This window comes from Novosphingobium sp. BL-A-41-Hi4A-0G (assembly GCF_055521735.1).
Genome location: NZ_CM145501.1, coordinates 2220521 through 2243674, shown reverse-complemented (window position 1 = coordinate 2243674; position 23154 = coordinate 2220521). Strand labels below are relative to the sequence as shown.

The window sequence follows — 23154 nt, the reverse complement described above, 5'->3', positions numbered from 1 at the left end:
ACGCGGCAATGGGCCATTCTGGTCGAACCCCTTCGGGGCGTCCAAATGGCTTCGATCTCGGGCAAACCGGCCCTTGCAAAGGCAACCAGCCTTCGCGACGGGCCGCTCCGCCCGATATCTTCGCCATTTGGACGCCTCGAACGTGCCCTGATTGGGTTTGGACCCTAGACTTCCACGCCCTCGTCGGTCTCGAACACCCGGATATTGCGGTCAAACAGCCCCAGCGTCGCGCGCTCTTCGGCCCAGACCTTCATGTGCTCGGTCTGGAAATGCGCCTTGAGCGCTGCCATGTCGCGCCACTTCTCGGCGATGTGGATCAGTTCGGGATCTAGCACGTCCTGCCCATAGGCATACTGGATGCAGCCGTCCTCGGCCAGTGTCGCCGCGATGACCCTGGCCATCATCGGCCGGATCGGCTCGATGTTCTCCACCGGAACGCGAACGGTGCCCATCACGATGATCATGCTTCGAAAATCCCCAATATCGTGCGCGATTCATTGCACCCGCATGGGTGAGGCGCAAACCCATAATGCCGGACGGTGCCGTCCGGCGTGGCAGGATCAGAAGCTCTTTTCCCCGTAGATATGCGACAGATCGCCGCTCCACGGACCGTGGTAGAGATCCAGCAACCGTTCGGCCGGCGTCTTCCCTGTCGCCACGATCTCGTCGAGCGGCTGGAGATAGCCGGTTTCGTTGTCGCCCGCCTCGTTCAGTTGCGCCCGCGCCGAAAGCCCGCCGCGCGAGATCGCCAGCACTTCGGCGGCGATGTCCCGCAAGGAGCCACCCCCCGGCAGTGTCGCGTCCAGCCCGCGCTTGGGCACTTCTGCCCGCAGTCGCTCGCGCCCGTCCATGTCCCAGCCCTTGACCAGATCCCACGCCGCATCCAGCGCGCCCTGATCGTAAAGCAGGCCCACCCACAGCGCCGGCAGCGCGCAGATCCGGTTCCACGGCCCGCCATCGGCCCCGCGCATTTCGAGGAAAGACTTCAGCCGCACTTCGGGGAAGGCGGTCGAAAGATGGTCGTTCCAGTCCGAAAGAGTCGGCTTCTCGCCCGGCAGGACCGAAAGCTGGCCGTCCAGGAAATCGCGGAACGACAGGCCCGCCGCGTCGATATACTTGCCATCGCGGAACACGAAATACATCGGCACGTCGAGCATGTATTCGACATAGCGCTCGTAGCCGAAGCCCTCGTCGAACACGAACGAGAGCATCCCCGTGCGCGCAGGGTCCGTATCGGTCCAGATGTGGCTGCGATAGGACAGGAAGCCGTTGGGCTTGCCTTCAAGGAACGGCGAATTGGCGAACAATGCCGTCGCCAGCGGCTGCAAAGCCAGCGAAACGCGGAACTTCTGCACCATGTCCGCCTCGCTCGAATAATCGAGGTTGGTCTGGATGGTGCAGGTCCGCAGCATCATGTCGAGGCCCATCGATCCCACGCGCGGCATGTGCCGCAGCATGATGTCGTAGCGGCCCTTGGGCATGATCGGCAGTTCTTCGCGGGTCTTGTCCGGCCACAGCCCAAGGCCAAGGTAGGCAAGACCCAGCTTGTCGCCGATGGTCTTGACTTGCGCCAGATGCCGCCCGGTCTCCGCGCAGGTCTGGTGCAGGTTGACCAGCGGCGCACCAGAAAGCTCCAGCTGCCCGGCAGGCTCGAGGCTTACCGCCCCGTCCGGCCCGGACATCGCGATGACATTTCCGCCCTCGATGATCGGCTCCCAACCGTACTCGGTCAGCGCGTTCAGCAGGTCGCGGATGCCGCCCTGCTCGCCATACGAAGGCGCGGCGCGGTCACTGGTGCGATAGACGAACTTCTCGTGTTCGGTGCCGATCCGCCAGTTTTCCTTGGGCTTTTCGCCCTTCTGCATCGGCACCACGAGCATGTCGCGGCTTTCGATTATGGGATCGTTGCTATTTGAAACTTGCCGCGTGCTCATGCCCGCTTCCGTTAATGGGCAGGACAGCTTTTAGCCAGTCAAATTGTTGCCCGCCACCTGCAAGGGAATGTTGCGCATTCGGCACGAAAGCCCTGTTACCGCGCAGGACTTTGTAACCGCGCAGGTCTTTCAGCCGAACCAGTCGCCCTGCATGCCCATCCACAGCGCGGTTCCGGCTATTGCCGCCGTCTCGCCGCGCAGGATTCTGGGGCCCAGCGACAGCGCCACAGCCGCAGGATGCGCCCGCACCGCCGTCCGCTCCGCTTCGTCGAACCCACCCTCCGGTCCGATCAGCAAGGCGGCAGGCCCGGAGTGCAGCGAAAACGCCACAGCCGCCGGCATCCCGCCATTCTCGTCGGCAAAGAACAGCGTGCGCCCCTCGGGCCAGTGGCGCAGCAGGTGATCGAGCTTCACCGTCTCGCCAAGTTCGGGAAGCGCCGTCCGCGCACATTGCTCTGCCGCCTCGGTCATGATCGTCTGCGCCCGCTCCGGATTCAGCTTGTCGGCCACGCAGCGCCGCGTCACCACCGGCACGACCCGCGCCGCGCCCAGTTCCGTCGCCTTTTCCAGCACCAGATCGAAGTTGGGCTTCTTGAGCAGTGCGGCGCAGAGCCAGAAGTCCGGCACTTCCTCGCGCTCGCGCATCCGCCGCTCGCACTCTACCACAACCTCGCGCTTGCCCGCCTCGACCACCTGCGCCAGCCACTCACCGGTCCGGTTGTCGCACAGCACCACCGCATCCCCCGCGCCGACGCGCATGACCTTGGCCAGATAATGCGCCTGAGGCCCGTCGATTGGCAGTCGCAACGCCTCGCTCAACGTCGTATCGACGAAGAGCCGCGGTGCGGACTTGGGCGGCCAGGCTGGAGTCGCTGTCATCATCTCCGCCTAGCGCGTCTCGTACCTTTCGTTAAGAGTTTGTAATGTGACTACCACCAATTCAGAAACAATCGTTCCCGACAGCGAGCACAAGGGCCTTGTCGCCAGCCTGCCGCAGCCTTGGCGCAACCTTGCCCTGCTCGCCCGGTTTGACAGGCCGATCGGCTGGTGGCTGCTGTTCTGGCCTTGCGCATGGGGCCTGTTTCTCGGCGGCGGCACCTCGCGCTGGGGCATTCTTGCATGGATGCTGCTCGGCGCCATCGCCATGCGCGGGGCGGGTTGCGTCTATAACGACATCGTCGATGCCGATCTCGATGCCCGGGTCGCACGCACCGCCGCGCGCCCCATCGCCAGCGGAGCGACGAGCAAACGCACCGCTTGGATCTGGCTGCTCACCCTCTGCGCGGTCGGCCTGATCGTCCTCCTGCAACTGCGCTGGGAAGCACAACTTGTCGCGCTGGGCAGCCTCGCACTCGTCGCTGCCTATCCTTTCATGAAGCGTCTGACCGGCTGGCCGCAGGCGTGGCTCGGCCTCGTCTTCACCTGGGGTGCCCCGGTCGGCTGGGTCGAGGCATGGGGCTTCGAACGCCTCGTCCCGCTGGCCGCTCTTTACGCTGGATGCTGGGCATGGTGCATGGCCTATGACACGATCTATGCATTGCAGGACCGCGAGGACGATGCGCTCATCGGCATCGGCTCCTCAGCGCTGTCGTTCGGGCATCACGTAAAGGCGGGCGTCGGTGGGCTCTATGCCTTGGCGCTGACCTGTTGGGCGGGCGCGATCTGGCTCACCCGGTCCGATCCGCTTGCGCTGCTCGCCCTGCTGCCAGTCGCGGTCCATCTACTGTGGCAGGTTGCCACGCTCAAGGAGGACGGGGCTGATCCCTTGGTCAAGTTCCGCTCCAACCGCTTTGCCGGATTGCTGATGGCAACGGCCTGCTACGTCGTCGGCGCGGCTTGAGGCCCAAACAGCGCTTCATGCCGCGCTTCGATCGCTGGCCAAAGGTCAGCCGCTTCAGGCACATCAAGCAGGAACACCTCGCGCAAAATCTCCACCAGTTCCTGTGCCGAGCCTAGTTCCCGCCGCTCCTCGCCGTTCGCTGTTACCACCGAGAGCACCTTGCCGCGCAGCATCAGGTAGGAACCTTCGGCTCGCCGCTGCGCCGTCAGGTTCTGGACGAAGACCGATGCCGGATCGCTCGCCTGCCACTGGCACAGGGCGGACAGTTGCGCCTCGTCGGCGGGTTCTGGCGTAAAGTCATAAGACATCGCCGAGGCCCCGAGCGACACGGACACCCGCCACAATCCGTCCTCGACAGGCCCGAGCGCCACCGGCAGCGGATCGTGCAGCCATTCGCCCGGCCGCAAGGGCACCGGCGCGCCGAGCCAACAGCCGAACCCGGCATCGACCAGATGCGGTCCCTCGCACTCGACCAGCAGGCACAAGTGCGAGCCCATCGACTCGTCCCCGCGCACCTGCCGCATCACACCGGCGCTGATCCGCATCACATCGAAGCCGATGGCAGACAGCGCCGCGCCAAGCACGCCGTTGTGCTCGTAACACCACCCCCCGCGCCGTGCCTCGACCAGCTTGGCAAAGGCAGCGGCGGGATCCGTGGTCAGAGCACGGCCAAGCTGCACGTCGAGGTTCTCGAACGGGATTGCCTGCACATGCGCCCGCACGATGGCGTCCAGCGTGGCGAGGTCGGGACGGACAGGACCGTTCAGCCCGATCCGCGCGAAATAGGCGTCCAACTGCGAGGGCGAAAGCGCTTCAACCGGCATAGCTGACCACTTCGAACTCAATCCCGTCCCAATCATAGAAATAGAACCGGCGGCCCGGCTCGTAATCGGCATGATTGAACGGTTCGAGGCCTGCTGCAACCACGATGCGCTCGGCCTCGTCCAGGTCATCGACTTCCACGCCGATGTGCTGCAGCGGGACGCCCTTCTCGAAGCGACCGGTGTGTCCGGTCTTCGGAGCATAGAATACGAGGTACTGGTCGTCGGTGCCGAGATGGATCGAGAATCCGTCGTCGATCGCAGGCCCGCGCCAGCGTTCGCGCCAGCCACAAAGCGTGGTGAAGAACGCGGCAGAACGCTCGGGATCGCTGACGCGGATGTTGACGTGTTCGAGGCGGGCTGCGGGCATCGGAGTTGTCCTTCTATGGCACTGATTTGATTCGATGCTTGCGAATCTGCAACCTCAAGTTAACTTAAGGTCAAGCGGAAATCGCGGAGTCGCAGAACCTTGGCCCTAAGTCGCAACGATCTGATCCCGATCGGCGTGCTCGCCCGCCGCACCGGCCTCGCCGTCAGCGCCATCCGCTATTACGAAGATCGCGGCCTCGTCACGTCGATCCGCACCGGCGGAAACCAGCGCCGTTTCCTGCGCTCGGACATCCGGCGGCTGAGTTTTGTGCAGATCGCGCAGAAGCTCGGTCTGGGACTCGCAGAGATAGAACGCGAACTTGCCGCCCTGCCGCAGGGCCGCACGCCCAACGTGATGGACTGGCAGCGCATAAGCCGTTCCCTGCGCAAGGAAATCGACAGCCGCATCCAACTCCTCACCCGCACCCGCAACAAGCTCGACGAATGCATCGGCTGCGGCTGCCTCAGCCTCGAACGCTGCGCCCTCTACAACAAGGACGACCGCGCGGCGGCGGGTGGGCCGGGGCCGAGGTATGTGCTGGATTAGCTCGCGTTCTCAAGCAGTTCGACGGCCCCGCCAAGGTCCACGCTGACGAGGCGGGAGACGCCGCGCTCCACCATCGTCACGCCGAACAGGCGATGCATGCGGCTCATGGTCACGGCGTTGTGGGTGACGATGAGGTAGCGGGTGCGGGTTTCGGCGACCATGGCGTCGAGAAGGTCGCAGAATCGTTCGATATTTGCGTCATCGAGCGGCGCGTCGACTTCGTCGAGGACGCAGATCGGGGCGGGGTTGGTAAGGAAGAGGGCGAAGATCAGCGCGACGGCGGTCAGCGCCTGCTCGCCGCCCGACAGGAGAGTCAACGATTGCAGGCGCTTGCCGGGCGGTTGTGCGAAGATTTCGAGGCCCGCTTCGAGCGGGTCGTCGGAATCCACCAAGGCGAGATGCGCCTCGCCGCCGCCGAACAGACGGCCGAACAGGCGGCGGAAATGGCCGTCGACGGCTTCGAACGCGGCGCGCAGGCGCTCACGCCCCTCGCGGTTGAGGTTGCCGATGGAACCTCTAAGCCTATGAACAGCCTCGGTTAATTCCGCCTGCTCGGCAACGCTGGTGCCCAGCCGCTCCTCGGCATCGGCCAGTTCATCGGCAGCCACCAGATTCACCGGCCCGATCCGCTCCCGCTCCGCCGAAAGACGGTCCATCGCGGCGGACTCTTCGCCAGCGGCAGCGACGTCGGCAGACGAGAATTCGAAGCGCTCCGGAAGGAGGGGGGGAGGGCATTGGAATCGCTCGCCGGAAATCGCCGCCATTTCCTGTCGGCGGGCGTCCTCGTTCTCGGCGCGGGCTGATGCTCCGGCGCGACCTTCGCGGGCGGTTGCGAGGGTCTCGTTTGCCTCGGCGAGTGTGGCGTCTGCCTTGGAGAGTTGGCCTTCTGCCTCGGAGAGTTGCCGTTCTGCCTCGGAGAGTTGGAGAGTGAGCCGCGCGCGGATCGCCTCGCCCTGTTCGATCTCGGAAATCAGGCCTGCAGGCTTGGCGGCAGAGATCGCGCGCTCGGTTTCAAGCTCCTCGCGCCGCCCGGTCATCTCCGCCAAGCGCTTTGCGGCATCGCCAGCGCGGGCCTGCCACGCGCGGATATCGCCCTTCAGTCCGGCCAATCGCTCCTTGCCCGCTGCGATCTGCTGTTCGAGCGCCGCAGAGGCGGCAGTGGCCGATTGCAGCGCGGTCCGTGCCGCATCGTTGCGCGCGCGGGCAGCTTCGAGCGCGGCGCGACCCGCAGCGGGATCGGGCAGGGTGCTGCGCTTGTCCTCGGCAGCGGTGACTTCGGCCTGTGCCGCAACACGTTGTTCCGAAAGCTCTTCCTGCACGCGCGCCAGTTCGGCCTTGCGCTGTTCGAGCCGGGAACGGGCAGCCTCGGCAGCATCGAGAGCACGCAGCGCAGTGCGCTCGGCATCGGCGGCGGCGGAGAGGGTGCGTTCGACTTGCGAGAGTGCGGTCTGGACTTCGGCAAGTTGCCCACGAACCTGCTCCTGCGCGGCTTCGGCAGCGGCCACGGCTTCGCGACGTTCGGGCAGAAGCGCCTGCAGGTCCGAAAGGCGGTTCTCCGCCTCAAGCGCCGCTGCTTCGGCCGCGCCTTCGCCGCGCGCGACGAAACCGTCCCAGCGACGCAAGTGTCCGGCCCTTGTCACCAGCCATTCGCCAGGCGCAAGCGGCTGGTCTTCATCGGCTTCGGCAACGCGGACCAGCGCAAGGCGCGCGGCCAGTTCCGGCGGGCACTGCGGGACGTGGTGGGCGAGCGAGTCTGTCAGTGCAGCAGGTGCCTCAGCGCCGGTCCAAAACCGCCCTTCGGCGCCCGCTGGCGCTGCGCCCACAGGGGCCGTGGCATCGCGGCCGAGCACGGCGGCGAGCGCGCGTTCGTACCCCGGCGCGGCGCGGGTTCCGGTGATGGCGGATTGGCCCAAGCCTTTGGCCGCGCGGGCCTTTTCGCGGGCGGCCTTGTCGCGGGCGAGGGCGTCAGCCTCGCGCTCGATCCCGGCAAGATCGGCGCGGGTCTGAGCGAGGGCATTGCTTGCGGCATCGCGGCGGGCTGAGAGGTCCTCGCGCTGGCGGGTGAGATCGGTGCGACTGGCTTCGGCTGTGGCGATGGCGGCTGCGGCCTCGGCGCGCTTGGCTTCGGCGGCGGCGATGTGTTCGGCAGGATCAGCCTCGCGGGCCAGCGCATCGGCTTGCTGGGTGAGGCGGGCGGCGTCGGAATCGAGGCGGGCGAGGCGCTGGCGGGCGGCGGCGACGGCAGCTTCGGCCACGCGCCATTCGGCGTCGATCCCGGCCTGTTCGGCCACGCGCTGGGCAAGCGCGACTTCGGCGGCGCGGGCTGCACGGTCGGCATCGTCAACCGCAGCAGCGAGCATCGGGCGGCGTTCGCTGTCGGCGGCAAGCGCAGTTTCGGCAAGGCCAAGGTCGTGATCTAGCCGGGCCATCGCGGCGGCGGCGTCCTCGGTCAGACGGTCGGCGCTGGCGCGATCTTCCTCGATCCGGGTCAGCTGGCGGTCGATGTCCTTGACCCGCTGCTCGGCGGCTTCGAGCTGGGCGGTGAGCGAGGCCATGCGCTGGCCGTGAGCGGAGGCATCCTGGCGGCGGTCGAACAGTTCATCGCGCGCTTCGGCAAGGGCGGCGGCGGCCTTGTGCTGGGCTTTCTGGGCCTGCTGGGCGAGGTCGGTTGCGACCCTGACGGCTTCGTCCGCCGCGACGGCCTGCTTGCGCGCGGCTTCGGCAGCGGCTGCGGCATCACGCCAGCGGGCGAAGATGAGGCGGGCCTCGGCAAGGCGAATCTTCTCGCTGACCGCCTTGTAGCGCTCTGCCGCGCGGGCCTGCCGCCTTAGCGTGGCGATCTGGCTTTCGAGGCCGGAGAGCATGTCCTCCAGCCGTCCGAGGTTGGCTTCGGTGGCACGCAGCTTCTGTTCAGCATCGCGGCGGCGGACGTGGAGGCCTGCGATCCCTGCGGCCTCTTCGAGCATCATGCGCCGCTCAGTCGGCTTGGCGGCGATGACTGCGGCGATACGGCCCTGGCTGACGAGGGCTGGGCTGTGCGCGCCCGTGGCGGCATCGGCGAAGACCAGCGCGACGTCCTTGGCGCGCACGTCCTTGCCGTTGACGCGATAGGCGCTGCCTGCGCCACGTTCGATGCGGCGGACGACTTCGAGTTCGGCGCCGTAGGGTCCGTCAGGATCCGTTTCGGCGGTGAGCAGGACTTCGGCAAAGGCGCGGGCAGGGCGCGTGGCGGTGCCTGCAAAGATCACGTCCTCCATGCCGCCGCCGCGCATCGACTTGGCCGAGCTTTCGCCCATGACCCAGCGGATGGCTTCGAGCAGGTTGGATTTGCCGCAGCCGTTGGGGCCGACGACCCCGGTGAGGCCAGGTTCGATGCGCAGTTCGGCAGGCTCGACGAAGCTCTTGAAACCCGACAGTTTCAAGCGCTTGAATTGCACCGATCAGGCCCCCCGACCCACTTTGCCCCCGGCGGCCTTAGCGCGCGCCGGCCTTCTGCAGCATGGGCTCAAGTTCCTGCCAGCTGGCGACGCCGGTCTTGCTGCCATTGATGAAGAAGGTGGGCGTGCCAGTGATGTCGAATTCCTTGCTCCACTGTTCGTTTGCGGTGGCAAGCTTGGTGGCCTTGGCACTGTCAGCCAGACAGGCAGAGCCTTGCGCCGCGGCAATGCCGCGCGAGGCGAAGAATTCGCTCATCCCGCCAAGCTGGGCGATGCCGGCAAAACGCTTGTCGGCAGGCAGGTTCTGGATCTGCTGGAAGGCGGCATCGTCCTTCTGCAAGTTGGTGAACATGTTGGGCTGCCATTCCCAGAACTGTTCGGACAGCGGGATGACAGCTTCAGGGCTGCCGCAGGTGGCAAGCAGCACGGCCGGCATATCGAGCGCGTTCAGCAGGAACAGGCGCAATTCATAGGAGACGCGGCCCGATGCGACGTATTCATCGCGCAGCTTGGGGAAGCCTTCCTTCGAGAACTGGGCGCAGTGCGAGCATGACAGCGCGCCGAATTCGACCAGCTTGATCGGTGCATTGGGGTTGCCCATCAGGTAGCCGCCTTCGGGCGTGGCCGAGAAGGTTTCGGTCCATGACTGGCCAGCGGGCGCAGGAACCTTTGCGATGGGTTCGGAGCTTGCCACTTCGCCACTGGCAGCAGCGTCCTTCTTTCCGCAAGCGGCAAGGCCGAGGGTCAGCGGCAGAGTGGCGAGGAGAAGGGCGCGGGCGAATTTCATCGTCTGTGGATTCCCGTGTTCTGGCGGTTTGCGCGGACGCTAGCGGATTGTTGCAGGGGTTTGAAGTGGCCGCAATGGTGGGGGTGTGGATGGTTTTTGCGGGGCTTTGGTTGTTGTGCTGGCTGTTGAGCTTGAATTGGAAGTCATGGGCCCCGGCCTTCGCCGGGGCGACGGTAAAACTGGTGTGGCTTGCCCCGTCGCCCCGGCGAAGGTCGGGGCCCATAGCGGTTGCCGACTAGTTCATTCGGGCGAGGATCTGGGGGCGCAGGGTGTCCCAGTCATGCGTGCCCGCCAGCAGGATGCCGTCGATCATGAAGCTGGGGGTGCCGGTTACGCCGAGGGTGTCGGCGGCGTAGTTGGTCTGTTCGGCGAGCTTCTTGGCCAGTGCCTCGTTGGCAAGGCAGCGGTCCATGGTCTGGCGGTCCATGCCTCGTGAGGCCATGAACTCGTAGAACTTGAAGTCGCTGGCGATGGCGCGGGTGCGGCTGACGAAGGTGCCAGTGGTCCAGCGCTGGCGCTGTGCTTCGGTGGAGTTGGCGAGCGGGCCGATCCACTGCGGCTGCAGGCGCATGAACGCGGTGTGCAGCTGGAAGAAGCGGCTGGGCGGGGCGCAATTGGTGATCAGGGCCACGGTCATGTCGACCGGATCGCGCACGAAATTGCGCACTTCGACCGCGCCCTTGCCCGGCGCGATCATGCCGATCTTGAGCTGGCCTTCGGACTCGGTCTCGAAGTGCGAGCAATGCGGGCAGGTGTAGCTGACGAATTCGATCAGGCGCAGCTTGGCCGCAGGGTTGCCGAGGAGGTGGTTGCCTTCGGGTGTAGCGGTGCTGGTGACGGCCCAGTTGAGGCCGCCTGCAGGGCGCGGTGGCGCCTTCTTCGCGGGCTGGCCGGATGCGCTCGACGCCATGAGCGCTGTGGCGGTAATTGCGGCTGTGACGAGCTTGCGGATCATCCGACTTTCTTCCCCCCGGTTGCACTATCAAGACTGCGCGCCAGCGATTCCAGAACGGTGCGCAGTTCCGGATCGCCGATGTCGCGCAGCGAATCCCCCAGCTCCATTGGTATGGGCTTGAGCGAGGGCGGCGCTGCGCGCGGCTGATCATTGGGCTTTGGTGCCTGAACCGCGCCTTGCCGGATCTTGACCTTGGCCACCGCGCGGTAGCCGAAGAAGCGGTTCACCCGTTCGATGATTTCGGGTGTGACATGCTGGATCATCGGTGCATGGGCCGGGCTGACGACCAGCTGGAGAATGCCGTCGGTCTTCTCGCCCGGCGGAAAGCGGATCGATTCGGGCATGCAGTTGCGGGCGTGGCGTTCGCCCACAATCTCGGGCCAGCGGGTGACGACGCTGGATTGCACGAAGCCGAAGCGGCGGAAGGCAGTGCGGCCGATGGCGGGCATGAGATCGGCGATCTGGCGTGCCTCGCCGCCACGGGGGCGCTCATAGAGCTTGCCCGTATCGGCCTTGGCCGACTTGGTGCTCTTGCGTTTCGGCGCGTCCGAAGGGGTGCTTTCCATATCGCTTCGCGCCATGCCATAGGTGCGCGATGCAAGCCAGAGAGGAAGCCGCAAAGTCGTTCGATCCCGAAGCAATTGCTCCGGCTCTGCTCGCTTGGTATGATGCCAATGCGCGGCGCTTGCCGTGGCGCAGATTGCCGGGGGAAGAACGGCAGGACCCTTACAAGGTCTGGCTTTCCGAGGTCATGCTGCAACAGACGACGGTGGCGGCGGTGGGGCCGTACTTCGCCAAGTTCACTGAACGCTGGCCGACAGTGAGCGATCTGGCGGCGGCAGACGATGCCGATGTCATGGCGGCCTGGGCGGGGCTGGGGTACTATGCCCGGGCGCGCAACCTGGTGGCCTGCGCGCGCGCGGTTGCAGCGTTGGGCGGGGCGTTTCCCGATACCGAGGCGGGGTTGAGAGCGCTGCCGGGGCTGGGCGAATACACAGCGGCTGCTGTGGCGGCGATTGCCTTCGGGCGGCGCGCTGTGGTGGTCGATGCCAATGTCGAGCGCGTGGTGGCGCGGCTGTTTGCGATCAATGAGCCATTGCCTGCGGGCAAGGCGGCGATCCGGCTGGCGGCGGGGCAAGTGACGCCAGACGAGCGGGCGGGGGATTTCGCACAAGGGATGATGGACCTTGGCGCGACGATCTGCACGGCGCGGAGCCCTCGATGCATGTTGTGCCCCTTGCGCGAACAGTGCCGGGGCTATGCGCAAGGGTCGCCCGAGCGTTTGCCGGTGAAGGCGGCGAAGAAGGCAAAGCCGGTGCGGCAGGGACGGGCCTACTGGATCGAGCGTGACGGGGCCGTGCTGCTGGTCAAGCGGCCGGGACGCGGGATGCTGGGCGGGATGCGCGCGCTGCCTGACGACGGCTGGTCGGCGCGAGGCGATGGGGCAGAGGTGTTGGAGGGTGTATGGCGTGCGGGCGGGATCGTGCGGCATGGTTTCACGCATTTCGATCTCGAATTGCAATTGATGCTTTCGGTTCAGGCGCAAGCGGTTAGTCTGCCCGAGGGAGAATGGTGGCCCGTCGAAACGATCGAGGCCGCCGGATTGCCGACCGTGTTCGCCAAGGCGGCGCGGCTGGCGATTGCCGAGAGGACAGACTGACGCATGCAACGAATGGCGGTTTCGCGGCGGGGATTCATCGGATCGCTGGGGCTGGCGGCAGGGAGCGCTTTCCTGCCTCGAATGGCCTGGGCGAGCGCGGCGGCCGAGGCGCGGTTTCCGGCGGTGACGGCGATGCTCGATGGCTATGTCGGATCCGGCAAGCTGCCGGGAATGATCGCGGCGCTGGGCTGGGGTGCAGGCGAGTCACCGCTCGACATCGCGCGTGGTACGCTCGCCAAGGGACTGGCGCTGCCGGTCGACATGGACAGCCTGTTCCGCATCTATTCGATGACCAAGCCGATTACCGGGATGGCGGCGATGATGCTGGTGGACGAGGGCAAGCTGCGGTTCGACCAACCGGTGGCAGACCTGCTGCCTGCCTTCGGCAAGATGCAGGTACAGGCAACGCCTGATGGTTCGCTGACGGATCTGCGACCGGCAAAGAGCCAGATCACCGTGCGCCATCTGCTGACGCATACGGCGGGCCTTGGCTATTCGATCATCCAGAAGGGGCCGATCAAGGATGCCTATATCAAGGCCGGACTGGTGCCGGGGCAGGCGAGCCGGATGCCGTTTCCGGGAATGGACGCGCCAAAGCCGCTGAAGAGCCTTACCGAGTTCGCTGACGTTTTGGCGACGATGCCGCTGGTCTATGAGCCGGGCACGGTGTGGAGCTATTCGGTCGGGCTCGACCTGCTGGGACGGGTGATCGAGGTTGCCTCGGGCAAGCCCTTCGATGCCTTTCTGGCCGAGCGGGTGTTCGGGCCGTGTGGGATGACCTCCACCTGGTTCCGCGTGCCAGAGAGCGAAGTCGGTCGGTTGACCACCAACTATGCCGCGGTGGGCGGCATGCTGTTTCCGGTGGATCCGGCAAAGGCCTCGATCTATCTTGACCAGCCGCCCTATCCGTTCGGCGGGGCTGGGCTGGTATCCTCGCCGCGTGATTATGACCGGTTCCTGCGGATGCTGCTGGGCTTTGGCCGGATCGACGGTACGCAAGTGATGAGCGAGGCGGCGGTGCGGTTGGGGACGAGCAATCTCCTGCCCGAGGGTACCGACCTTTCGCAGTCCTTCATCAAGGGCAACGGCTTTGGCGCGGGCGGCTCGGTGGGGCTGGGCGTCGATGCCGGGACGTATGGCTGGGCGGGTGCTGCCGGGACGGTGGGCTTCGTCAATTACCGGGTGGGGCTGCGGGCAGGGGTCTACACCCAGTACATGCCGTCTGACGCCTATCCGGTGCACAGGGAATTCGCGCAGGCCGTGCTGGCCGACGTAACGGGGAAGAGGGCTGCAGCCTGATGGAAACGAAGATTGCATTTGCAGGTGGCGGCCTGGACCGCGCCGACCATATCCGGGGCGATGCCGACAAGCTCGGCAGCCTGATGAACTGGCGCGCGCGGCTGCTCAGGCTGGAGGGGATCGACCCGGTGATTGCGCCCGATGGCGGGCTGGACTGGGGCACGCTGGCCGATGCCGATCCGGATGCCGAACTGGTGTTCCTGGGGCTGAGCGACGACGGACGCGGGTGCTTTGCGCAAGTGACGCCTGCGATCATGGGCAGCGTCGCGCCGCCCAATCCGCGGCTGTGGGGCGTGATGGGCATGATGAGCCCGGCGGACCTTTCGATCTATGGCGGCGCGCGCAGTCTGGTCGATTGGCACGCGCGGCACCGCTTCTGTGCGCGCTGCGGTTCGGCGACCACGCTGGCCAAGGGTGGCTGGCAGCGGTCGTGCTCCAATAAAGCGTGCAAGGCGGAGCACTTCCCGCGCGTCGATCCGGTGACGATCATGACCGTGGAGTGCGAGGGCGACCTGCTGCTAGGCCGTCAACCGCGCTTTCCGCCCCGGCGCTATTCGGCCTTGGCTGGCTTCGTGGAGCCGGGCGAGGGTCTGGAAGACGCGGTCCGGCGCGAGGTGCTGGAAGAGGCGGGGATCAAGGTTGATGTGGTCGATTACGTGGCGAGCCAGCCCTGGCCGTTTCCGTCATCACTTATGATCGCGTGCCATGCCTTCACCACTCAGCGCGAGATCACCATCGATGCGACTGAACTTGACGACGCGCGATGGTTCACCCGCGAGGAAGTGCGTTGTGCGATGAGCGGTGCCGACGATGCCGCGTTTATTGCCCCGCCACCTTTCGCCGTGGCGCATCACCTGCTCAAATGGTGGCTGGCGCAATGAGTGCCTCCACGCCAGCCAAGGTCACTCTCGACATCTGGTCGGACGTGATGTGCCCGTGGTGCGTGATCGGGCTGAACCAGCTCGACAAGGCGCTGGCCGGGATGGCAGGGGAAGTGGACGCAACGGTACGCTTCCACCCGTTCGAGCTGAACCCCGACATGCCGGACGAAGGCGAGGAGCAGGCGGCGCATATCCAGCGCAAGTATGGCCGCACGCCGGAACAGTCGGCAGGGGTGCGCGAGACGCTGAAAGGCGCCGCCGAGCGTGCAGGCTATTCGTTCGACTACACCGGAGAGGGCGAAGCGCCGCCCGCGATGATGTGGAACACGCGGATGGCGCATCGTCTGCTGACCTGGGCCTTGCGCGATTTCGGGCCGGAGCGACAGGTAGCATTCAAGCGGGCGCTGTTCGATGCCCACTTCAAGGCGCGGCGGAATGTAGCTGATCCGGAAGTGCTGGCCGAAGTGGCCGAAGGCATCGGTCTTCCCCGGCTCAACGCGCTGCAGGCGATGATCGACCCGCAGCTCGACGCGATCGTCACCGCTGAAGAGCGCCAGGCATGGGACTGGAACGTGACCGGCGTTCCGGCAGTGGTGATCAACGGCAAGCTGATCGTGCCGGGCGCGCAGGAGCCGGACGTTTACGCGGACCTGATCCGCAAGGTGCTGGCGCGGGAGGCGGCGGGGAGGGCTTGATTCCCGATCGGCAAGCCCCCTGAAGTTCAGTTACCGGCTGCTCGGTGTATTGCTGACCTGATTGCAGTCATGGACAGGGCTGTCCACCACTCTCCGCGCATTGCTGACCAGTTCAGTGTATGCTGTCGGATTTGCAACGGGGTTTTCCGGGACGGCTACGTGATAGGTTCCACCAGAGCAGATCAGCTTCAAACTGAGATGCTGGGATATGTCTTCCTGCTCGTAATTGACGATCGATGCGAGGATTGACGGCAATTTCGCTGACTTGGTGAGTCCCTCCATCCTGATGTCGAAGCGATGGTCGATAAGCTTTCGATCAAATCGCGGTGACCGCTTGGATGAAGTAGAGAGGTAATACCTGTTCCTCTGGTACTCCTGGGTGATGCTGTTCCGATCGTAGCTGATGCTGCCATCGCCGATCCCGATTGAACCGGAGCCGACAGGTTCTGCCGTATCACCAACCAGAGATTGGGTGACCAATGTGGAGCGAGTTGATGCGCTGCCGGACGGAGCGGGGGCATCCTTGTCCCATTGCCGGGTTGCCGCACCGTCCCGGTACGCGACCTTTACATTGGGCCTGTTGTTCACGCAGGCGGCGGTGAGTTTGCGGTTGATGTAATCCGCTGCATCGACGAGATTCGCCCAGGTTTCGTCGTTGACGTCCTGCCTTCCAAAGTTGCGGGTTCCCTTTTCTGGCTCTTTCCAGCGGAAATCGATCACTTGCGGACAAATCAACGATTTAGCGTCTACGCCCGGATCAGGTTGAAGCTTGCTGTAGCTGCGACGGAAATCATCCATCGCGTTGGCGAGGCGGCTGCTCGTATCTCGGTAGTAACGCTGGGTCACGGTCGGCTGCAAGTCTAGTGTGCAGACCAGCGCGCTCTGCGCATCGAGATCTTCGTCATCGCAGCCCAGCGCGTCGGTGACCGATGAATTCGTGGATGAGAGCTTGTCCGGAGCGAGGCCGATCAACATAGCCCAGAACCGCGTGCCGCCGCCTTTGCCCTTGATGGAGACTGGTGTGGAATCGAGAAATCCCTTGCCCTTCATGTCGGCATCCACCTGGCGGGCGGCGACGATGTATCCAAACCCCACCTGGTACTCGACAGTGCGCTTTGTTCCATGAATGTCAGTCGCGGTCGCGGGTACCTGGGTATAATGCAGCTCCTGGCCTGCTCCCCAGAAGCTCTGGGATTTGAAAAGGCCGAGAAAACCACCGCTGGACGAGTGCTCGTTGTTTTCCCGGTAATAGGATGGAAATGCCGTGGTGCAGCTTTTGGTGGAAATTCTGCACTTATTGATAATTGTGTTCAGATTATCCTGAACGATCAGGGGATCCCGTACAATGATGTGCCCGAGTCTTTGGGATGTATCTATCACAGGCAATGTTTCGGAGACTTCGGGCACGCCGCTCTCGTTTCCGTTCGGATTGCCATTCGCGTTTGCGACACCGGATGTCATTGCAATTAGCAATGCAATTGACGCACCAAAGGTCTTTGAAGTCATCGCTCTTGCCCCCCACGCCATAAGCGGGGTGAATAAAAGGCGATAAAGTTATAGTTGCAACCGAATTCGATGTATTTAGTTCGTTTCGGTGTAAATTGAGCGAGTTCAGATTTTCCGCCGGAAAGTTCTCTAGACCAATCCCAGCTTCGCCAGCTCCGAGGCGATCTGTGCGGGCAGGACTTCGCCCGCTTCCCCATCGCCCAGATCGGCGGGTGCATCGGCTTCTTCGAGATAGCGCCAGCCTTGGTGGGCGCGGCGGGGTTTGGGGTGTACTTCTATCAGTTTGGTGCTGACCACGATGTTGGTGCGGCCGCCTTCGGCTTCCTCGAAGCCGACGATTTCCGAGCGGGCGACGAGCTGGTGCTTGTGAATCCAGTAAAGCGAGCCGCCGATCATTTCCTCGGCGCGCTTGGGGCGGTTGCGGGTGGTGAGGTAGGCGTACTTGGCTCCGCCCCGGCGACCTTCGGCCGAGAACCATTCGTGGATCGCGGCGAGCGACTGGGCTCCGTAGGCGACCTTGGTCATGTGAAGGGGCATTATTGGGTACTCACTGTTTGCGGCTTCACCATGCCCACCCCCGACCCCTCCCGCTTGCGGGAGGGGGGAAATGTCAGGCCAGACCGCTCAGCACGGCGAGGCCGAGGAATGAGAAGAAGCCCATGACATCGGTCGCCATCGTCACGAATACGGCCGAAGAGACAGCCGGGTCCACGCGGAGCCGGTCAAGCGTGACCGGGACCATGATTCCGGCCAATCCCGCAACGAGGTTGTTGATCACCATGGCCGAGCCGATCACCGCGCCCAGCAGCGGATTGCCAAACAGCAGCGCGGTGCCGCCGCCTATCAACAGGCCGAGGGCGGCACCATTGGTGGCAGCGATGCGCAGTTCGCGCAGGATCATGCGGACAGTGTTGGAGCTGGTCAGTTGATTGGTGGCAATGGCGCGCACGACCACGGCCAGCGTCTGCGTTCCGGCATTCCCGCCCATTCCTGAAACAATGGGCATAAGCACGGCAAGCAGGGCCAGCTTGGCGATGGCGCCCTGGAACAGGCCGACCACCGAGGACGCGATGATTGCGGTGCCGAGGTTCACGACCAGCCACGTGAGGCGCGTGCGGACTGTCAGCAGGATCGGCTCGTTGATATCGCCGTCGCCTGCACCGGACAGGCGCAGGATGTCCTCGCTCGCCTCTTCCTGAATGATGTGGACGATATCGTCGACGGTGATCTGGCCGACCAGACGCCCGCTTTCGTCAACAACGGCGGCAGAGATCAGCGCGTACTTCTGGAAGCGCAGCGCGACTTCTTCCTGATCCATCGTCACCGGGATCAGCGTCTGGTCGCGCTTCATCACGTCGGCCAGCGGGATGCTGCGCGGCGCGCGCAGGATCCAAGAGAGGCTGCAGGTGCCGACCGGGTGGTGCTTGTGATCGACGATGAACACTTCCCAAAACTCGGTGGGCAGTTCGTCGTCGCGGCGCAGGTAGTCGATCAGGTCGCCCACGGTCATCGCCTCGGGCACCGCGATCAGATCGCGGCTCATCAGGCGGCCGGCGGTTTCCTCCGGGTAGGACAGCGCCGATTCGATGGCGGCGCGGTCTTCCGGCTCCATCTCGGCGAGGACGGCCTGCTGGTCTTCCTCGTCCAGGTCCTCGATCAGGGCGACGGCGTCGTCCGTCTCCATCTGCTCGGCAAGGTCGGCAACTTCTTCGGGCTCAAGCTCCTCGACCAGCAGTTCGCGGACGTGATCGTTGAGTTCGGCGAGCACTTCGCCGCCCATCAGGTCGTTGATGGCGCGGGCGAGGGTTACGCGGTCATCCCGGTCGATCAGCTCGAACAGGTCGGCGATGTCGGCCGGGTGGAGCGGCTCTACGAGGTTGTAGACGGTCTCGTCGTCACCTGCCTCAAGCGCTTCTGCGACCTTGCGCACGAAGCCGGGGCGAAGGGTATTGTCTTCCTCGTCGAGGCTTTCGGAGTTGCGCGCTGGTTCGGCCGGCGCGGGCGCATCGTCCGCGTCGGGGGCGTAGGATTCGATGAGGTCCTCGTCGCGCTCCATAGGCGCGGGTTAGCCATTGGCACGGGAAAAGCAAACCGCCTTGGAGAGGCAGGCGTGACTTTCTTTTCCAAGCCCTTATATCCGCCCCCAGACAGGATAGGAATTGCTACAAATGGCTGACGAAAAACTGGTCCTCACGCTCGACTCCGGCGATGTCGTGATCAAGCTGCGCCCCGATCTGGCCCCCGGCCATGTCGAGCGGATCAAGGAACTTGCCGGCGAAGGCTTCTACGATGGCGTGAAGTTCCACCGCGTGATCCCCGGCTTCATGGCGCAGGGCGGCTGCCCTCAGGGCACCGGCATGGGCGGTTCCAGCAAGCCCGACCTCAAGGCGGAGTTCAACAACGAGCCGCACGTGCGTGGCGTGTGCTCGATGGCCCGCACCAGCTATCCGCACTCGGCCAACAGCCAGTTCTTCATCTGCTTTGACGATGCGCGCTTCCTCGACAAGCAGTACACCGTCTGGGGCCAGGTCGAGAGCGGCATGGAACTGATCGACGCGCTGCCCAAGGGTGAGCCGCCGGCAAACCCGGGCGTGATCCGCAAGGCGAGCGTCGTCGCCGCCTGAACGGGTTGAACGTTCGGATTGAAGAGGGGCGGGGCCGCGAGGCTGCCGCCCCTTTTTCTATCCATAATCCTCCCCGTTTTTGCGTAAGCACAAACGGGGAGGTGGCATTCGCGGCTGCGAATGACGGAGGGGTTTCTTTCCCCTCCACCACCAGCTTCGCTGGCGGTCCCCCTCCCCATTTGCACCTGCGGTGAAAACGGGGAGGATCTTGTGTTCTTAGGCTGAAAGCCGCCGCACCGCCTCTTCCTGCGCGATAAGCGGCAGGAGCGCGGCCATTTCGGGGCCGTGATCGTGGCCGGTGAGGGCCTGTCGCAGGGGCAGGAACAGCGTCTTGCCTTTGCGGCCGGTGCTGTCCTTGAGCGCTCCGGTCAGCGCGCGCCATGGGTCTGCGGACCAATCCAGCGTTGCCGCGACTTCCGAAGCCTGCGCCAAGTAGGCGCGGGTTTCGTCGTCGAACGCAGGCGCGGTGATCGGGCCTGTGATGACTTGCCACCACTCGCGGGCCTCGTCGATGTGGGCGAGGTTGGGGCGGATGGCTTCCCATGCCGCTTCACCCATGCCCTCGGGCAGGAGGTGTGCGACCCGGGCATAGGGGAGGCGGTGAACGATCTGGGCGTTTACGCGGTGCAGGTCGGCCTCGTCGAAGCGGGCGGGGGCGCGGCCGAAGCGCGAGAGGTCGAAGCTGGCGGCAAGAGCGTCGGCATCGAGTGCAGGATCGACCGGGTCGGACGTGCCGAGGCGGGCGAGCAGGGCGACGATGGCTTCTGGCTCGATCCCCTGTTCGCGGAAATCGGCCATGCCGAGCGCGCCCAGGCGCTTGGAGAGCTTGCCTTCGCTGCCGGTCAGCAGCGCTTCGTGGGCAAAGCGCGGCGGCGTGGCGCCCAATGCGGTGAACATCTGGATCTGCGTGGCAGTGTTGGAGACGTGATCCTCGCCGCGCAGCACGTCGGTAATGCCCATGGCGATGTCGTCGATCGCCGAGGGGAGCATGTAGAGCCACGAACCGTCAGCGCGGCGGATAACCGGGTCGGACATCTGGCATGGGTCGAAGTTCTGGGGGCCGCGGATGCCATCGTCCCAGGTGATCGGCTGGTCGTGATCGAGCAGGAAGCGCCAGTGCGGCCTTTCACCTGCATCCGCCTTGGCCGCATGATCGGCTTCGGTCAGCTTGAGCGCGGCGCGATCATAGATCGGGGGAAGGCCGCGGCCGAGCAGGATCTTGCGCTTGAGGTCGAGTTCCTGTGCGGTTTCGTAGGCACGGTAGATGCGCCCCTGTTCGACAAGGCGCTGGAATTCGCGCTCGTAGAGATCGGTGCGCAGGGACTGGCGTTCCTCGCCATCGTAGGTGAGGCCCAGCCATGCAAGATCGGCGCGGATGGAATCGACGTGTTCCTCGCGGCTGCGCTCGGCGTCGGTGTCGTCAATTCGCAGAAGGAACTTGCCGCCGGTCTTCTTCGCCAGCAGCCAGTTGTGGAGCGCGGTGCGGACGTTGCCGACGTGGAGCTTGCCGGTGGGCGAGGGGGCGAAGCGGGTTACGGTGGTCATGCGCGCTGCCCTAGCGCGGGCGGCGTGCAAGGGGAAGGCAGAGTCCTTACGGGATCAGGGCCACGGCGTGGACCGTGGCGTTGTAAAGCGCTTCGTGGCGGTCAGCACGGACGAAGCCGGAGATCGCTTCGGAAAAGGCTTCACGCCTGCCATTGATGGCAGCGCGGGCGAGGGCGGCGAGGGTGGTCTCGTCAGGCGTCATGGCAAGGCAGCAGGGGCGGTTGACCATGAAGGGTTCTGGCCAGACCTGCTTGATCGTCATGACCAGACCGTGAACCGCGCAGGCCGCTTCGATGCTGCGATAACGGCGGGCGAGGTCGGGAACAGGATCGCGACCGGCGGCGTCGAACAGCGCGCAGAGCCGCATGGCCATGGTCACGTGCAAGCCCTTCAATGAGAGACCGCGCACGTCCTGCGGACGCGCCATGTTTTCGATCAGGGCGGAGAAGCGGGTGGAAGATTCGCCTGCTGGCACGGCACATCCTTTCTTGCGAACTATTCGCAAGTTAGGTCGCGCCCGATCTCAGGTCAATGCGAATCATTCGCAATAATTCATCCGGTGCGGAAGCCGTGCGTGATCGGGTAGCGCCGGTCACGGCCATAGTTGCGCGCGCCCAGCTTTACGCCCGGAGGGGCCTGGCGGCGCTTGTATTCGGCGATGTTGAGCAGGCGTTCGATGCGGCTGACGGTAGCGCGGTCGTGACCTTCGGCAACGATCTGGTCGACGCTCTTCTCGTTCTCTACAAGGCCCACCAGAATCGCGTCGAGCACGTCGTAGGGCGGAAGCGAGTCCGAGTCCTTCTGATCGGGGCGCAGTTCGGCGCTGGGCGGCTTGGTGATGATCCGCTGCGGCATCACCGGGCCGTCGGGACCAAGGCCGATCTTCGGGCGATGGGCGTTACGCCATTCGGAGACGGCGAAGACAGTCGTCTTGTAGGCGTCCTTGAGCGGGTTGTATCCGCCGTTCATGTCACCATAGATCGTGGCGTAACCGACGCTCATCTCGCTCTTGTTGCCGGTGGTGACGAGCATCGGGCCGAACTTGTTCGAAAGCGCCATCAGCGTCACGCCGCGGATGCGGGACTGGATGTTTTCCTCGGTCAGATCGGGCTGCTTGCCGGTGAATACCGGGGCGAGCATGTTGTCAAAGGCATCGACGGCGGGCGAGATCGGCACCGTATCGAGCCGCACGCCGAGCATGTTGGCGCAGCCTTCGGCGTCCTCGAGGCTCTCCTGGCTGGTGTAGCGGCTGGGCATCATCACGCACCACACGCGATCGGGACCGAGCGCATCGACCGCAATTGCCGCGCAGATCGCCGAATCGATGCCGCCCGATAGGCCGAGGACCACGCCGGGGAAGCGGTTCTTGTTCACATAGTCACGCAGGGCCATGACCATTGCGCAGTAGATGTCCTCGGGATGCTCGGCGAGTTCGTGCTCCTCGCCTGCCTCGCAGCGCCAGCGCGAGCCGGAGCCGCGCGCGGTCTGGGTCCAGACGGTGGTGACGACCGATTCTTCCCAGTCCGGCATCTGCACCCAAAGCGCACCTTCGGGGCCGACGACGAAGCTGGCGCCATCGAACACGATCTCGTCCTGCCCGCCGACGCGGTTGAGGTATGCGAGCGGAATGCCGGTATCGATCGCGCGACGCTTGGCCACGCCGTCTATGCGCAGCACGTCCTTGTCGATCTCGTAAGGCGAGCCGTTGATGCAGATGAAGATTTCTGCGCCGAGTTCGGCCAGATGGCGGCAGACATCGGGGTGCCAGATGTCCTCGCAGATAGGCAGGCCGAGCATGGCGCCCTTGAACAACACGGGTTCGGGCAGCGGGCCGGACATGAAATAGCGCTTCTCATCGAAAGTGCCGTAGTTGGGCAGTTCGTACTTGAAGCGGGTGGCGGCAATGCGCCCGCCTTCGAGCAGGGCAACGCCATTGTGCAGATCGCCATCGCGGACGAAGACCGAACCGACCAGCATGGCAGGGCCGCCATCGGCCGTGACCTTGGCCAGCTTTTCCAGTTCCGCCGCCGCGCGTTCGATCAACGCGGGCTTCATGATGAGGTCTTCGGGCGGATAGCCGATCAGCATCAGTTCGGGATAGACGATCAGGTCCGAGTCCGGATTGCTCTCGCGCACGGCGAGCATGGCTGCGACGTTTGCAGCGAGATCGCCAACCGACTGGTTGAGCTGGGCGAGGGTTATGCGAAGCGTATCGGCCATGATGTAACCACTAGGCGGCAAGACCCATGGCCTG

22 protein-coding genes are annotated in these 23154 nt (G+C 64.8%); 7 read left to right on the top strand and 15 right to left on the bottom strand.

Annotated features, from left to right (window positions below; translation table 11 throughout):
* Positions 1–164: 164 nt before the first annotated feature.
* The 3 genes from ACZ1JX_RS10845 to ACZ1JX_RS10835 form a co-directional block, all read right to left on the bottom strand.
* Complete coding sequence (locus tag ACZ1JX_RS10845) at positions 165–464, bottom strand: putative quinol monooxygenase (protein ID WP_465123569.1); 300 nt, start codon at positions 462–464, stop codon at positions 165–167.
* Between the two features lie 96 nt (positions 465–560).
* Positions 561–1934 (bottom strand): glutamate--cysteine ligase, encoded by a 1374-nt coding sequence (locus tag ACZ1JX_RS10840; protein ID WP_465123568.1) that lies wholly within the window; start codon positions 1932–1934, stop codon positions 561–563.
* A 129-nt stretch (positions 1935–2063) separates the two neighbouring features.
* Positions 2064–2813 (bottom strand): 16S rRNA (uracil(1498)-N(3))-methyltransferase, encoded by a 750-nt coding sequence (locus ACZ1JX_RS10835; protein ID WP_465126396.1) that lies wholly within the window; start codon positions 2811–2813, stop codon positions 2064–2066.
* Between the two features lie 46 nt (positions 2814–2859).
* Here ACZ1JX_RS10835 and ubiA point away from each other — a divergent pair, with 46 nt between their 5' ends.
* Positions 2860–3774: a 4-hydroxybenzoate octaprenyltransferase gene (gene ubiA, locus ACZ1JX_RS10830; RefSeq protein WP_465123567.1), complete on the top strand. Its 915-nt coding sequence runs from the start codon at positions 2860–2862 to the stop codon at positions 3772–3774.
* On the opposite strand, the gene ACZ1JX_RS10825 is transcribed toward ubiA, so the two are convergent.
* A complete protein-coding gene (locus ACZ1JX_RS10825; protein WP_465123566.1) occupies positions 3753–4598 on the bottom strand; it encodes an arylamine N-acetyltransferase family protein in 846 nt (281 codons plus the stop codon). The two genes, ubiA and ACZ1JX_RS10825, sit on opposite strands and share 22 nt — an antisense overlap.
* On the bottom strand, positions 4588–4965 hold the full coding sequence (locus tag ACZ1JX_RS10820; protein WP_465123565.1) for a VOC family protein: 378 nt from the start codon (positions 4963–4965) through the stop codon (positions 4588–4590). Before ACZ1JX_RS10820 ends, ACZ1JX_RS10825 begins: the two co-directional genes overlap by 11 nt.
* 99 nt (positions 4966–5064) lie before the next feature.
* Here ACZ1JX_RS10820 and soxR point away from each other — a divergent pair, with 99 nt between their 5' ends.
* The gene (soxR, locus tag ACZ1JX_RS10815) at positions 5065–5511 is read left to right on the top strand and encodes a redox-sensitive transcriptional activator SoxR (protein ID WP_465123564.1); all 447 of its coding nucleotides are present in this window, start codon (positions 5065–5067) and stop codon (positions 5509–5511) included.
* On the opposite strand, the gene smc is transcribed toward soxR, so the two are convergent.
* From smc to ACZ1JX_RS10795, 4 genes are all read right to left on the bottom strand, one after another.
* Positions 5508–8948 (bottom strand): chromosome segregation protein SMC, encoded by a 3441-nt coding sequence (smc, locus tag ACZ1JX_RS10810; RefSeq protein WP_465123563.1) that lies wholly within the window; start codon positions 8946–8948, stop codon positions 5508–5510. The genes soxR and smc overlap by 4 nt on opposite strands.
* 37 nt (positions 8949–8985) lie before the next feature.
* On the bottom strand, positions 8986–9735 hold the full coding sequence (locus ACZ1JX_RS10805) for a thioredoxin domain-containing protein (RefSeq protein ID WP_465123562.1): 750 nt from the start codon (positions 9733–9735) through the stop codon (positions 8986–8988).
* A 235-nt stretch (positions 9736–9970) separates the two neighbouring features.
* The gene (locus ACZ1JX_RS10800; protein ID WP_465123561.1) at positions 9971–10690 is read right to left on the bottom strand and encodes a DsbA family protein; all 720 of its coding nucleotides are present in this window, start codon (positions 10688–10690) and stop codon (positions 9971–9973) included.
* Positions 10687–11271: a DUF721 domain-containing protein gene (locus ACZ1JX_RS10795; RefSeq protein WP_465123560.1), complete on the bottom strand. Its 585-nt coding sequence runs from the start codon at positions 11269–11271 to the stop codon at positions 10687–10689. The genes ACZ1JX_RS10800 and ACZ1JX_RS10795 overlap by 4 nt, the downstream gene beginning before the upstream one ends.
* Before the next feature lie 14 nt (positions 11272–11285).
* Here ACZ1JX_RS10795 and mutY point away from each other — a divergent pair, with 14 nt between their 5' ends.
* The 4 genes from mutY to ACZ1JX_RS10775 are packed head-to-tail and all read left to right on the top strand — an operon-like array spanning position 11286 to position 15225.
* Positions 11286–12350 (top strand): A/G-specific adenine glycosylase, encoded by a 1065-nt coding sequence (mutY, locus tag ACZ1JX_RS10790; RefSeq protein ID WP_465123559.1) that lies wholly within the window; start codon positions 11286–11288, stop codon positions 12348–12350.
* A gap of 3 nt (positions 12351–12353) precedes the next feature.
* The gene (locus ACZ1JX_RS10785) at positions 12354–13649 is read left to right on the top strand and encodes a serine hydrolase domain-containing protein (protein ID WP_465123558.1); all 1296 of its coding nucleotides are present in this window, start codon (positions 12354–12356) and stop codon (positions 13647–13649) included.
* Positions 13649–14530 carry an NAD(+) diphosphatase gene (gene nudC, locus ACZ1JX_RS10780; RefSeq protein WP_465123557.1) on the top strand — a complete coding sequence of 294 codons (882 nt, stop codon included), beginning with the start codon at positions 13649–13651 and terminating at the stop codon, positions 14528–14530. Before ACZ1JX_RS10785 ends, nudC begins: the two co-directional genes overlap by 1 nt.
* Positions 14527–15225 carry a DsbA family oxidoreductase gene (locus ACZ1JX_RS10775; RefSeq protein WP_465123556.1) on the top strand — a complete coding sequence of 233 codons (699 nt, stop codon included), beginning with the start codon at positions 14527–14529 and terminating at the stop codon, positions 15223–15225. The genes nudC and ACZ1JX_RS10775 overlap by 4 nt, the downstream gene beginning before the upstream one ends.
* Before the next feature lie 30 nt (positions 15226–15255).
* Here ACZ1JX_RS10775 and ACZ1JX_RS10770 read toward each other — a convergent pair whose 3' ends face one another.
* The 3 genes from ACZ1JX_RS10770 to mgtE form a co-directional block, all read right to left on the bottom strand.
* Positions 15256–16731: a hypothetical protein gene (locus ACZ1JX_RS10770; protein ID WP_465123555.1), complete on the bottom strand. Its 1476-nt coding sequence runs from the start codon at positions 16729–16731 to the stop codon at positions 15256–15258.
* A gap of 129 nt (positions 16732–16860) precedes the next feature.
* The gene (locus tag ACZ1JX_RS10765) at positions 16861–17268 is read right to left on the bottom strand and encodes a DUF1489 domain-containing protein (RefSeq protein WP_465123554.1); all 408 of its coding nucleotides are present in this window, start codon (positions 17266–17268) and stop codon (positions 16861–16863) included.
* Between the two features lie 73 nt (positions 17269–17341).
* A complete protein-coding gene (gene mgtE / locus ACZ1JX_RS10760) occupies positions 17342–18787 on the bottom strand; it encodes a magnesium transporter (RefSeq protein WP_465123553.1) in 1446 nt (481 codons plus the stop codon).
* 112 nt (positions 18788–18899) lie between these two features.
* Between mgtE and ACZ1JX_RS10755 the strand changes: the two genes are divergently transcribed.
* Complete coding sequence (locus tag ACZ1JX_RS10755) at positions 18900–19355, top strand: peptidylprolyl isomerase (protein WP_465123552.1); 456 nt, start codon at positions 18900–18902, stop codon at positions 19353–19355.
* Positions 19356–19571: 216 nt separating this feature from the next.
* Here ACZ1JX_RS10755 and gltX read toward each other — a convergent pair whose 3' ends face one another.
* The 3 genes from gltX to ACZ1JX_RS10740 form a co-directional block, all read right to left on the bottom strand.
* Positions 19572–20900 carry a glutamate--tRNA ligase gene (gltX, locus tag ACZ1JX_RS10750; protein WP_465123551.1) on the bottom strand — a complete coding sequence of 443 codons (1329 nt, stop codon included), beginning with the start codon at positions 20898–20900 and terminating at the stop codon, positions 19572–19574.
* 46 nt (positions 20901–20946) lie between these two features.
* Positions 20947–21375 (bottom strand): hypothetical protein, encoded by a 429-nt coding sequence (locus ACZ1JX_RS10745; RefSeq protein ID WP_465123550.1) that lies wholly within the window; start codon positions 21373–21375, stop codon positions 20947–20949.
* 77 nt (positions 21376–21452) lie between these two features.
* Positions 21453–23120 (bottom strand): NAD+ synthase, encoded by a 1668-nt coding sequence (locus ACZ1JX_RS10740; protein ID WP_465123549.1) that lies wholly within the window; start codon positions 23118–23120, stop codon positions 21453–21455.
* Positions 23121–23154 lie beyond the last annotated feature (34 nt).